Annotated in this window: 15 protein-coding genes; 6 read left to right on the top strand and 9 right to left on the bottom strand. The window is 33.6% G+C overall.

The features are described 5' to 3' along the window. Nucleotides 1-3 precede the first annotated feature (3 nt). The 5 genes from Q0807_RS10305 to Q0807_RS10285 are packed head-to-tail and all read left to right on the top strand — an operon-like array spanning nt 4 to nt 3,916. Nucleotides 4-630 (top strand): conjugal transfer protein, encoded by a 627-nt coding sequence (locus tag Q0807_RS10305; RefSeq protein WP_299109383.1) that lies wholly within the window; start codon nt 4-6, stop codon nt 628-630. Between the two features lie 2 nt (nt 631-632). Then, on the top strand, nt 633-1,475 hold the full coding sequence (locus Q0807_RS10300) for a hypothetical protein (RefSeq protein ID WP_299109380.1): 843 nt from the start codon (nt 633-635) through the stop codon (nt 1,473-1,475). Nucleotides 1,476-1,486: 11 nt separating this feature from the next. Further along, nucleotides 1,487-2,101, top strand: a complete 615-nt coding sequence (locus tag Q0807_RS10295; RefSeq protein ID WP_299109378.1) for a conjugal transfer protein TraK — start codon at nt 1,487-1,489, stop codon at nt 2,099-2,101. A gap of 20 nt (nt 2,102-2,121) precedes the next feature. After that, nucleotides 2,122-3,051 (top strand): conjugative transposon protein TraM, encoded by a 930-nt coding sequence (traM, locus tag Q0807_RS10290; RefSeq protein WP_299109376.1) that lies wholly within the window; start codon nt 2,122-2,124, stop codon nt 3,049-3,051. Nucleotides 3,052-3,082: 31 nt separating this feature from the next. Next, a complete protein-coding gene (locus Q0807_RS10285) occupies nt 3,083-3,916 on the top strand; it encodes a DUF4138 domain-containing protein (protein WP_299109374.1) in 834 nt (277 codons plus the stop codon). 126 nt (nt 3,917-4,042) lie between these two features. Here the strand turns inward: Q0807_RS10285 and Q0807_RS10280 are convergent, their stop codons facing one another. From Q0807_RS10280 to Q0807_RS10240, 9 genes are all read right to left on the bottom strand, one after another. Continuing rightward, on the bottom strand, nt 4,043-5,293 hold the full coding sequence (locus Q0807_RS10280) for a type II toxin-antitoxin system HipA family toxin (protein WP_299109372.1): 1,251 nt from the start codon (nt 5,291-5,293) through the stop codon (nt 4,043-4,045). A gap of 5 nt (nt 5,294-5,298) precedes the next feature. Continuing rightward, on the bottom strand, nt 5,299-5,586 hold the full coding sequence (locus tag Q0807_RS10275; RefSeq protein ID WP_299109370.1) for a helix-turn-helix domain-containing protein: 288 nt from the start codon (nt 5,584-5,586) through the stop codon (nt 5,299-5,301). Between the two features lie 75 nt (nt 5,587-5,661). After that, complete coding sequence (locus Q0807_RS10270; RefSeq protein WP_299109368.1) at nt 5,662-7,254, bottom strand: type IV secretory system conjugative DNA transfer family protein; 1,593 nt, start codon at nt 7,252-7,254, stop codon at nt 5,662-5,664. A 1-nt stretch (nt 7,255) separates the two neighbouring features. Next, on the bottom strand, nt 7,256-8,284 hold the full coding sequence (gene mobB / locus Q0807_RS10265; RefSeq protein WP_299110220.1) for a MobB family relaxase: 1,029 nt from the start codon (nt 8,282-8,284) through the stop codon (nt 7,256-7,258). 4 nt (nt 8,285-8,288) lie between these two features. Further along, on the bottom strand, nt 8,289-8,681 hold the full coding sequence (locus Q0807_RS10260; protein ID WP_299109366.1) for a BfmA/BtgA family mobilization protein: 393 nt from the start codon (nt 8,679-8,681) through the stop codon (nt 8,289-8,291). A gap of 390 nt (nt 8,682-9,071) precedes the next feature. Further along, entirely contained in the window at nt 9,072-9,269 is a 198-nt protein-coding gene (locus Q0807_RS10255; protein WP_299109363.1) for a hypothetical protein, read from the bottom strand. A 10-nt stretch (nt 9,270-9,279) separates the two neighbouring features. After that, nucleotides 9,280-9,660: a DUF6876 family protein gene (locus Q0807_RS10250; RefSeq protein WP_299109361.1), complete on the bottom strand. Its 381-nt coding sequence runs from the start codon at nt 9,658-9,660 to the stop codon at nt 9,280-9,282. Between the two features lie 78 nt (nt 9,661-9,738). Beyond that, on the bottom strand, nt 9,739-10,092 hold the full coding sequence (locus tag Q0807_RS10245; protein WP_299109359.1) for a single-stranded DNA-binding protein: 354 nt from the start codon (nt 10,090-10,092) through the stop codon (nt 9,739-9,741). Between the two features lie 920 nt (nt 10,093-11,012). Then, nucleotides 11,013-11,396, bottom strand: coding sequence for a hypothetical protein (locus Q0807_RS10240; protein WP_299109357.1), 384 nt, complete (start codon nt 11,394-11,396; stop codon nt 11,013-11,015). Nucleotides 11,397-11,489: 93 nt separating this feature from the next. On the opposite strand from Q0807_RS10240, the gene xerA reads away from it, so the two are divergent. Beyond that, on the top strand, nt 11,490-12,620 hold the full coding sequence (gene xerA / locus Q0807_RS10235; protein ID WP_299109354.1) for a site-specific tyrosine recombinase/integron integrase: 1,131 nt from the start codon (nt 11,490-11,492) through the stop codon (nt 12,618-12,620). The last annotated feature ends 159 nt before the right edge of the window (nt 12,621-12,779 follow it).

Here is a 12,779-nt window from a genome sequence, read left to right as displayed (position 1 = left end):
ATTATGAAATCCAAGATTCACGAATACCAGAACAAATTTTTTACAATGAGTAAAAAGAAAATCAGAATTTTAGTACTAGCAGTAGCATTAATGCTATTAATTCCATTAAAGGCAACAAGCCAAGGCATGCCGACTTATGACAACACCAATTTTATAAGTTTGGTAAAACAACTTGTAGAATCGGGCAAACAAACTGCGCAGATGATTAAGTCTGTACAATTTTTGAAAGACGCTAAAGAAGCGCTAGAAAAAGTATCCAGCGTGGTACAACAACTCCGAGCGGTTGAGGAAATTGCACAAAACAACCAACGTCTTATTCAGGTTATGCAAACTGATTTACAAGACATTTTGAACTCGCCATATATAAAACCTGATGAAGTAACTCGAGTTGCAGAATCCTTTGATGCGATAGTTCAAAATGCTTTAGACACCGTTGAATTTATGGGCGAAATTTTATCCAGCGATAATCTTAAAATGACCGATGCCGAACGTGCCGAAGTCCTAAAAGAAAAAGAATTAGAATCGAAGGAAATGGTTTCCAATATCAAAACAAAAACGCGACGTTACAAGGATATTATTTCCTTCAGAAAAATGCAGGATAAAGTAAATAATCGCGAAACAAACTATTAATAATGACTGCAGCCTTCATTTTAGGAATTGGACTTGAATATATCGATACGGTATTTCAAACCATACAAAACAGCAGCTTCTCGCAATACACCATTGCAGGAATGAAAACGCTAGCGGTTTTGTTTTTCTTAATCAATATTCTAAAAAAATACAATGAAGGTGTTGCAGATAAAGATGGGTACTCTTGGGGATTAAGTCCTGGTGAGCTCGCAAAGAATTTTGCTGTCGTGCTCTTGGTTATTTTCTCAACGCAGGTATTAGTTTTTTTTGATGGCATATTAGTAGCCATTGAAGGGCAATACAGAGGGACTGCACCTGCGTTATTACCATTACAACTACAAGATTTACCACTTGAAGAAGATGTAGGATTATTAGATGCTGCAAGTATGGCAATGACGCTTCTTTATGAAGCTTTGCTTACACCACTCTATGGATTTAAGATATTAGCCTTTATAATAAGCACCATGCTGTGGATTCTTGACCTATTTATCTACCCTCTGTTTTTAGCAGAACGCTTCTTTCTATTAGGAATTATGCAAGCCTTTTTTCCTTTGGTTATAAGTCTAGCCGTATTTGAAAAGTTCCGTTCACTAGCCTATACCTTTTTTAAACTCTATGCAGCCGTCTATATGTTAGTTCCCGCTTTCTTCTTAGTCAATGTATTTATCAATGCAATCTATACGGAATTAAACACCAATTTCTGGACCAACCTATTTGGGACCGATTTTGGTCAAGGCTTTTTTGCACCCGTTGTACAACTAGGCACCGTTGGCTTTATAGTTTTCTTGAAATTTAAACTCTATAAGCGAGCCACATCATTTACGCTAAGATTATTTACCAGCTAATCCAACTCAATATGAAAACACCATACAAAAACATCTATAACGTATTAAAGCTCAATCGATTTATAGTTTTAGTCGTCGTTAGTTGTGCCTTACTATCGAGTACTTTTTCCGTTTTGGTGGCCTTTAGGACATATAAAAATGCCTTGAATAGTGCTTTTGCCATCAACACAGATGGTAGCATTATTCCGCTGAAACTCATTAACCAAAAGGAAAATTTTAAAGTGGAAGCTTTGGCACATTTAGAACTGTTTCACAACTACTTCTATAATATTGATGCCAGCAACTATGAAAAAAATCTGGAAAAGGCGCTTTGGTTAGGCAACAGTTCTGTAGATAATTTGTATCGTCAAAAAAAAGCAGACGGTGTTTATAACCGATTATTACAATATTCCTTAGTTCAGAAAGTACTACAAATTACTACGCAATTAAAAGAACACAATGGCTCATATACGTTTACTACAACCACCATTTTTGAAATTAATCGAGGCTCTATTGTCGATACTTATGAATTAGTTTCCAAAGGGAACTTAATTAGCGTTGACCGGAATTTCCCAAACAATCCACATGGTCTTCTGATTACCAATTATTTTGAAAACACCTTAAAAAAGCTAAACACTAAAAATTGAGTCCCTAAAAAAATCCGCAAATGAAAGTAGAAAAGAACAAAATAGTATTTATAGCAGTATTAGCAATGGTGTTCATATTCCTTATTTCTTATAGCCTAATGCTCATGGGAAATGACGATAATGAAAAAGACAGCCTTGAACAGACGTTGATTCCTGATTTAGAAGACAACCAGAAAACATATGACTCCAAATTAGATGCGCTTAATGATTTAAAAGAAGTACGCGAAACCAACGCTCCTAGTATCTATGATGAAAAATTAATGGACTCCATGGGGTATTACGATCCAGAACTACCAGAACGTCATAAAAAACGTATTGTAGACAGTATTTACGCCGCTGGAAAAATTCAATATTCAGAATTAAAATATCAAAACTTTGGACGACATAACCTAAAAACAAAGCCCCCTATAGCTATTGATTCTTCAGAAATAATCAGAGAGTTAAAAATACAAGCTAAAGCATTGGGCCTGGAACATCAACTATTTTTTGCGGCTGCACCAAAACCCAATACATTTTCAATCATGGGTCATACGGATACCACAATTTACGCCGTTGTTGATGGCGACCAAATTGTAAAAGCAAATACGCGATTGCGAATGCGACTTACTAAAGCTGCAATGGTCAATGGAAAACAAATGCCCAAGAACACACTTTTATTTGGTTTTATAAGCTTTCAGCCCAATCGTGCATTAATTGAGATTGAGAATATCAACCATCACCCCACAAAACTCAAAGCTTTCGATTTACAAGATGGCAGCGAAGGCATTTATGTGGAAAACAACTTCAGAGCCGAAGCTATCAGTGAAGTTCTGGACGATGTTATAGGAGATATCAATATTCCAACAGTTCCACAGGTCGGTGGCATAACAAAAGTATTGAAACGTAGTAATCGAAATGTGAAGGTTACCGTATTGAACAATTATAAACTTATTTTAAAACCAAAATTATGAGCTCATAATGAGCATTTAAAAACACACTCTTATGAAAAAGTATATGAGCATTCTAACACTTATTATCACTTCCGTTTTTATGGAAGCCCAAACATCAACAATACTTGACACTATTTACGCCAATGACACCAAAAATGTGGTTCTCTTTTTTCCAGAACCTATACGCCAAGGCATCACAGGTTCAGATAATTTTGTGTTTACCTACAATCGTGAAAAAGAACAATATTTTGGCTTACTACAAGCCAAACAAGGAAAAGAAAGTAATCTACTGGTAATCAATATAAATGGCTCAGTTTTTTCGTATATTGTAAGATATAAAGCGCAGCTTTCAAAGCTTAATTATTTTATCCCAATGACAAGTAGTATTGGGAATGAAAAACCAAAAGTTGAAGATTCGATTCAGTCTAAAACTTTCGAAAAAAGTATTGATAATAGCACCTATTATTACCAAAACTTCTGCTCTTACCTTCTTGATAGAAGACAATATCTAGGAAGACACACAAGACGAAATAATGGTGTTGTCATGAGACTTGAAACTATTGTTTTTGATAAAGAAGCGCTTTATTTTGTTATTCAAATTAGGAATAATTCCACTTTGGATTATGATTTGAATTTCTTGAACATTTCCGTTGAAACAAGACAAAAAGGGAAAAGAAAATCTTTACAACGTTTGTACATAGAGCCAATTTTTAAACATCATCTGCCTTCGAAAATTGTAGTAAATGAAACGGTAAGACTTATATATGTTATGCCTAAATTTTCATTATCTAATGACAGAAGGGTCATTTTAGAATTGAACGAGAAACGTGGCGAACGCAATATTGAACTAAAAGTATCCCATAAATATATCAATAACCCCAATTAATAGGATAATGAAAGCCATCGCCATGCTCCTATTGGAGGATTTTTAACCTTTTTTTTGTGTCAAAAAAACAGAAGAGTTACAATTTTTAAACATAGAGTGAATATGCACTTCCCTATTTGGATTTACTTATATCCTAAAAGCCGCAGACATTAGCGCTATTTCCGAGTTTTTAATTCCGATGTCCTTTGCAACGATCTTCCAATCTTTAACTACTGTTAATACTTCTGTAAGTATGGCATTCATTTCTGTATCATTTAATCTAAAATACGCGCCAACACTTTTAGCAAGATCAAAGCTTAGAGCATTATCGTCCATATCTATATTCAAAGACAATCCTTCTTTTTCTATTGAAGGATTTAAATCGTACGCTGGTGATAAAACCCAACCGTTAGGCGTTAATATAAATCCATGATTACGCATATGATCATCCGTATTAGAAATCGCGATATTGAATACGATTCGACGCCAAAGTTGATGTAAATTAGCGTCTACATCGGCACCATAATTCTCAATAAACTCAACAATCTCAAGATAACTTGGTGCAGAATTTTTTAGAATATCTTCGGTGTTTCCTGTCATCGTCATTGCAGACGCGAAGTGAATACGTTTTCTATTGTTTCTATCAAATCGTCTAGTTAAAAAGGTGTGATATTGACCACTAATCTTTTCTATTTTAGAATCTGCCATTTGAATTCCTGCAGCAGTCGCTAGTTGATATGCTAAAAATTCCCAAGCGGCTTTATCAACGGTATCGGTCTTTGATGGAAATTTTGCAATCCAAAGATTCTTCTTTGCGTCCAGAATATTCGCCTTTGGTCTTGCGCCACCTAGAGAAGATCCAGGCGCTATCAAAACGGCTATCCATTTTCTTATAGCATCACTATAATCATCATTTTCTAATTGATTTACAGCCTCTTGAAGCTCACCAAGTGAAGACCAAGGAGGTGTTGGATTTTGGTTATCATTATCTAAAAAAGGACCATCCATTTCCGTTTTAAAGCGCAGAGCTCCCATCCTACTCTCATCATAAACCCCAAGCAGATAATCTATTTCATAGAGTGTACTTGCTTTTTCATTATTTGCTCTAGCCTCTTGCGCCGCCCTACGCTTCATTAAGGTCTTCCCCCAAGTGTCTGGCATGCTATCCAAAAAAATCCCAAAATTCTCCTTGTTGTTAGGATATTGAGGTCCCGAATAAAAAACGATATCGGGATCTAGTAATCGTTGCGCATCGGTCTTTAGCCAATCTTTATCATACTCAAAACTAAATGCCTTTTTACCTTTCGCAAAATGCGCAGAAAGCACACCAACGAGCGTTGGAGTTTCTAAACCATCCCAGTCTGCAAATACGTATATGTCAAATTTTCCTTTAGCCATTTTGCTTATAATAAATCAAGATCCTGTAATTTTCGTCCAAACTCATCATCAATGGCGAGCTTAAGAAAATCATCTTGAAGATTCAACACTCTAAACACATTAAAATAGTGACCTATAGCTACAGCTGGGTCTCCTTTTTCTATACGATAAAGCGTTGCTCTGTGAATACCTGCACGTTCAGAAACCTGCTCTGTTGTTAACTTTCTTCTTTTTCTTGCCAACTTTATATTCTCACCTATCTGTTCAAAAATCTTCTGATATTTAGGAAGAAGAATGGTTTTCTTAGAATTCATTTTGTCGCTTATTTATAACAAATATAGATATATTGCTACAAATAAGCGACAATAATCGATACACTTTACTTCTAATCACTTAAAAATTGATTGTACCTCTTCATAAATCCTATCAAAATTAGCTTGTAAGTCAACCTCAGAATAATCCCGTGACCTTCTTGGTAATCGTTTTTCAATTTTAGGCAATTTAAATTGAACTTTTTTGTCCTTTCCATCAGCGAACGTAATAAATTCGCCTTCTTTTAGTCTAAAAAACACATCAGCTCTAATTTTGGAGACTTCACGTTCTCCGGTTGTAATTCGGGTGTCAAAATTGAGATTATGACCTCGATTAACGCTAGTGGTTTCTTTTTTTACAATTTCAAAAAAGCGTTCATAATATTTTGCGGTGTCTGGATCATTTACTTTACCAAAGAACTGATACGATAAATTACTCAAAATGGCTTTACTCGCCTTATCTCCATACATCATATCATTTTGAATTTTGTCTTGCATCACGTAAATCGTGGCAATATCATAACTACGCAATGTGGCTGGAATACGGTGCATATTTAATAATCTGATTGTTGGTGCTTCTTCCATCAACAAAAATGAAGCATTTGAATTCCGCACACTCATTTGTTTTGTAATCGTATGAATAATAGTGGCTATGATGGGCGAATAGGCTGTTTCATATTTTGGGTTATTGACTACTGAAATAGCTAAAGGTTTGTCCTGGCTATTAATATCTAGCGGAACATCATCTGAAGAAAGTGCCATAAAAATACGTTGCGTACTTATTTTTTTGAGCGCATTGGCCAAAGTGCTTTTTACACCAGCGGTTTGTCTGTCGGAATCCTTACCACTAATAAAAGCGTCTGCCATTGCTCTCGAAGTTGTATTAGAGCTCAAAAAAGCAATCATACTGTCTGTGTCCAAGAATTGATAAATGGCTATGAGATGTGGCAGTGTACAAAGATGCGGATATGAGCTTCTCAATTTCCAAATCAACCCACCTATTAAGCCTTCAGCTGCATCATTAAAAAATTTTGTTGTTCCTATACTTCCGGACTCTCTTTGCTCTAAAAGGTTTTCAATTAGAACTCTTGCAACTTCATTTACGCTTTCTTCATTGGTCATGTATCTTGGCGCTATTGGATTCACTCGGTCATGAATATTATTAAATGAAATCACTTTAAAATCAACTTCATTTTTTTCAAATAAAGGAAATGCCATTTCTGTGATTTCAAAATTCTTATAATCGTGAATCACACCAGAAAATTTATGTTTACTGAAATGCTGAAGAAAATTAAAAACAACACTTTCGGTTTTCCCACTTCCTGCAGAACCAATTATTGAAGCGCCTCGTTTAATGTTGTTTATTTTGAAATTTCCACACTTTACTTTAAAATGAACTTGGTGTTTATCATTTGAATCTAAAATTTCATTTTCCTTGTGAAGAAACACATATAGAACCGTATTGATAAGCAAAAGTGGACAACCAATATAAAGCAACTGTATAACCCATTGTATCAAATAAGGGCTCATTTTGAAAAGTAGCCCTAAACAAATAACAGTTAAAATTAGATTTATAAAAAAGGCATATCGGGTCATTTTGAAAAGACTTGAGAACACCAAGCTCATTCCAAATACTAATCCAATCGTAAATGTGATTCCTTGTATTTCCATGTTATATACCTATTGAACCCGATTTAATTGCAACGTCCACACCACGTTTTAAATATCGTATAGTTTTAAGCGCTAACTGCACTTGATTTGTTGGAATACTCGCCTTAGGGACTCCAGATTTTGCAAGCATTTTAAAAGCAACTGCTTTTTCACTTGCTGGCAAACCCAACAATGTTGCGAAGTACAACTTTGGATTCTTAATAAAATCTTTTTTCGATTTATAGGATTCTGCAAAGTTGCGTTTGTAGCTAAAAGTTTTGTCAAAAGTGGTTTCAGCTTTTGAGAAAAACGCATCTCTATCAAACCCACGTTTTACAATTTTACCATGCATCTCAACTTCCGAACCTTTGTATTTAGATCCTGGTGATAGACTCACAGAATTTGAGGCATCTATTCGACTCACGATAATGTGAATATGACTTTGATTACCCGCTTTTTTCATGCCTTGAACAATCCGTTTTCCATTTTGTTGATGTGGTGCTTCGGCTTCGAGTTTGATTATTTTAGATTTCATTTTCTTGATATTTCCATCTAATTGATGATTCTCTATTTTCCGAATATCTGTTTTTAGCTGAAGTATTTTAGTGGCAAAAAGTTGGTTTTCTTTTACCTGTTTATCTGTGCCTTTAAATGTTCGTTGATGTTCAATTTTTGCAAAATATTTTATGTCGTCAACGGTTATCGGCTTACCATTAATTTCTCGATTGAAGGACCTTGCATAATCGTTCATTATGGCTCTGGTATATTGCTTTAAATCGGCAGAACTGTTTTGTAAATTTCGTAATTCTGACTGACTTGGGTTTACGGTAATTGAATAAAATTTAGGCTCTTTCCTTTTTAATTTCGCCGTATTGCCATCAATTTCTTTCACAACGTCTTTAGCTTCAATTTCATCGCCATATTGATTAAAAAAATGCTCTACATCTGCTTGCTCCAAACCTTGATTTTCCTTCTCCAGATACTCAGCGAAATCGGCAGAGCTTTGCGAATAATCTCCTCCTAATTTTTGAGCCGTGATTGTGATATACATAATATTATAATTGATTATTTGAATCATTTTTTTCTACAAATAGCACTTCCTTCTCTTCAACTTCTTTTTCTAAAATCAACTTTTCTTGCTTTGGTTCAAACTCCATAAACAAAGATTGTAACATGGCAGTTGTGGGTTTGTCATGGTTCTTCTCGATGTCTTTTATAATGGCGATTACCGCATTGATTCGCTTCTTGATTTGACTTTCTAAGGTTTTCATATTAGGTCCTAAAGTTTCATATGGCGAAATGCCATTGTCCTCAAAAAAGTCCAGCATCAGAAGCAACGTCATCGATTGTGATTTAGATATTTTTTTACAAAACACTCGAAAACGCTCTGCGACTGAAGTTTTAATACCGAGCTTCTCAAACCGCTCTTTTTCATATCCTTTATCCATTTTTTCTGAAAATATTTGTTGTTTTTATTGGCCTGCGAGGGTTTTTTCTGAAAAAACCATGTTGAAAATTCAAAAATCAAAACAACCAATCGCCGATAGGTGTTGAAATTACTAGTGTTTTGTAAAAACTAAAAATTGTAACATCGCGCTAGCGTGTTACCCTCTTGCTATTCCTTTTCGTCCAGCGCGCTGGACAAAAAAATACCATTACATCCAAAAATGTAATGGCTTTTTAACGAATGCTAATTGTAATTCGATTTTTTAAGAGTGTTATTCTTGAAGTTTAAAAGTATCTTTAACAAACCACACTTTTTGTTGCAGAATATAAAATAACAGGACAAAAAAAAAGACCTTTAATAAACTTAAAGGTCCTAGGTTAATAATTCGATCTTAAATATTAAAAATATAGTCATAAGAATATAAATTTCTTAGAGCTTCTTCTTCCAAAAGTATATCATATTCAACATGATGTTCTTTGGCGTAACGTTTCAAATCATTTCCAAATTTATGCTCAACATCTTTTTTGGAAACCGAAACCAAACGTTCTTGGGTTTCGTTATCGAGGTTTGTATAATTGAGATATACCATGACTAAAAAATTAGTATTCACTTGGAAGCATAAGCGTATTATTTACAAAAAATAATAGCAATTCATCCAACGGAAAATCAGTTACATTATATCTATGTGTTTCAAAAATGTTATCGTTTCCATCACTATAATTAATGATGGCTTCGCATTGCTTTTCAAACTGTTCCTTTTCAGAAAGTCGTTTAAAATCAATGGTAATAAAATGACTTCTATTTGACAGACTTTTTGCAATTACGGATACATCTGTAATCAGCCAAAAGCATTCCGCTTCGTTGGCTAAATATTTTAATCCGTCAGTAAAACGCGTTCCAATTAATGGAATTTTAAAGACCATTTCGATACCACAAAAATGTTGTAAATCGGCTTTTATTTTGTTAACTTTTTCGTTCATTATATTTTTTTTATTAGTTAATAATGAAAAAGAGAGCGCTACTTTTTGACAGGAACGCTCTCTTTTAATTTTCAATTATTAGGTAGCGTTATCCTCGCCTTTAATTCCCAAAAGCAAAATTTCATCAATTACCACTTCGGTAACATATCTTTTTTCTCCCTCTTTGGTTTCATAAGAACGTGAGGTCAATTTACCCTCTACTGCTACCTCTTTTCCTTTGCCGACATATTTTTCTACGATTTCGGCAATCTTTCCCCATGCTACAATAGTGTGCCATTGGGTGTCTGTCACTTTTTCACCTTTAGAATCCTTATAAGATTCATTGGTTGCGATTGAAAATTTTGCAATTTTCTTACCGTTTTCAAGGTTTGTAATTTCTGGCATGTATCCTACGTTACCAATTAACTGTACTTTGTTTTTTAGAGTACTCATAATTAAAAAATTTAAAGATTAATATTTACCAATCTGAACGATTCAGAAAGGCTGTATTATTGATTTACTTATTATATCCAGAGCGTTTTCCTTTTTTGGTTTTTTTAACTTTTGTTCCGCTTCCTTTTTATTTATTTTGTAAGATTTCATAAGATTCATTTTAGATTTACTTCCCATAGAGCCGACGCTGTTACCTTCTTTTTGTTGCTTAGTGCTTTCGATATTCAGCTTTGTTTAGACATATAAAAAGTGCGAGGGTAGCCTGCGCTTAGCGCAGTCGAAGTGAGCCTGGTTATGCTGTCGTTCAAAGCTGAATGTTGTTATTTTGCTGTCAAAAAAAGAGTTGACGGTGTTGGATTACGGAAGTGATTCTAAAGACTTTGTGAAATATAAAATCATGGGAAGTGGAACAAAATGCAAATACATTTTTATCCTTTTTAGGGAACTTGATTCACGCTTTTTACGTGAGAATAGAGTGTTCCTTTCCTGCAGAGCGGAAAGGGTTAACGGAATGAAGCGTCAAAAGTGGGGATTAGGTTCAAGACCTTGTTTAATGAAGCTCTTTTATGGGAATGAAGCTTTTTGCGGAATGTAGAGAAATGTGCTGAATGGAATAAGATGAATTTTTATCCCTGCGTGTTTAATGTAAATTATCAAAATAAAGATGCAAAAAATCGTTTATTCTAAGTAAGATTAATTATGACTTTTAATCCTTAAACATTTTTACTGTAGTAACAGAGCTAAATCCTAAATACTCTAAAGAATAATTTCTACTTGTTCCCATTATTGAAGATTATCTATAACTAGCGTAATAAGAATCATTCCACAAAAATGAGTCTACTACTATAATTATATTCTATAGAACTTGATAGTACTGTTCTAACATTTTACATAAAGTCATAATGTTCAATGAGGACTTTCTATTTCTGAACCATATAATCCTGCCATTTTATTAGTACATATTTATGAACACCATGCTCCACTCTTTTTAAAAATCCATATTCATAAACAAAAAAATAGACATCACCTTTTGTGTTTTTCCAATAATGTGTGAAAAAATTTGGATCAAATCCTTCTTGAGTAAGCATACTTGTCCTAACTATTACCTTACCTCCTTTATTATATTCCTTCAATATTTTTCTGTTAAGTTTTAGCTGATTGTCGACTATATTATAAAAACGTTCCGGTTTTTCTTTTGCTTGTTGATATTGATAAGCACTTTTACACTGTGGGTCGCAAAATTTCTTATCGGTTCTTCCCTTTAACTCGTTCTTACAATATATACAAGTTTTATAAAATCTCATGTTCCTTATATTAAGTGTATGTTATACGTATCCTATTCGAATAAGATACGATTAAATCGTTAACATCCACTACATTGCATTAAATAATACTTTATGGAAAAAGGAAGGAGCGTTACTTTAAAGCATCTTTTAATAAAAGATAAAAGATATATCGGCTTACAATTCAATACAGACAAAATTATTCAGGCACTTGTTAAAGAGTTGCCTAACGTAAGATGGAGCAATGAATTTAACATGGCTTATATTTTAAACTCAAATGAAAACCTTAATAAAATATTTAATATTTTTAGTGGTGTTGTTTGGGTGAATTGTAATTACTTTTTTGATAAAAAACCAATAAATGATAATATTGAGCCCATGGATATCACTTGGTTTAGACAACGATCTCTACCAAATAATTTTCGACACTGTCCTACTTCGTACTTAGATAAGTTACAATTAAAAAAATACGCTAATAATACTGTAAAATCTTATATTCTTGCTTTTGAAACCTTCATAAACGATCACAAAGCCAAAGAATTGATACAGATCAATGAAAATGATGTTAGGAACTATATTCTCAAATTAATTCAAGAAAACAAATCTGATTCTTATATAAATATAGCGATCAACAGTATCAAATTTTATTACGAATCTGTATTAGGTATGCCAAATCGTTTTTATCAAATAGAAAGGCCTAGAAAAGCAAAAAAATTGCCAAAAGTTCTTTCAAAAGAGGATGTTTTAAAAATCATTACAAATACAAATAACTTAAAACATAAATGTATTGTAAGTCTTTTGTACTCATCTGGGATTAGAAGAAACGAATTAATCAATTTAAAAATTACAGATATTGATAGTAAGCGAATGCTAATACTCATTGAAGCCGCTAAAGGTAAAAAAGACCGTTATACGTTACTTTCTAATACTTTATTAAAAGATTTACGAGACTACTATAAACAATGGAAACCAGAAACTTATATTTTTGAAGGCGTATATGGAAAACAATATTCCGCACAAAGTGTTGGCCAAATAGTAAAAAATGCCGCAATAAAGGCAGGAATACAAATTACTGTAACACCACATATACTAAGACATAGTTTTGCAACTCACCTTTTAGAAGATGGAGTGGATTTAAGACAAATTCAAGTTTTATTAGGTCACAGCTCTACCAAAACGACGGAGATTTACACCCATGTTGCCACGACCACTTTTAAGAAAATTAAGAACCCTTTAGATATTTAAGAATATATAAAGGATATATATAACATATGTTATATATATCTTATATTTGGGTGTATATAGAACATATGTTCTATATACTATTGTTGTACAACATACCCGAAATGAACAAACTGCTGACAATTTCACTTCTGATTTTCCTATTTCTGTCTTGCAAAAACG

Source organism: uncultured Winogradskyella sp., from assembly GCF_947495255.1.
Taxonomy (GTDB): domain Bacteria; phylum Bacteroidota; class Bacteroidia; order Flavobacteriales; family Flavobacteriaceae; genus Winogradskyella.
The sequence above is the reverse complement of the archived record's forward strand: the minus strand, read 5'-3'. Positions and strand labels throughout refer to the sequence as shown.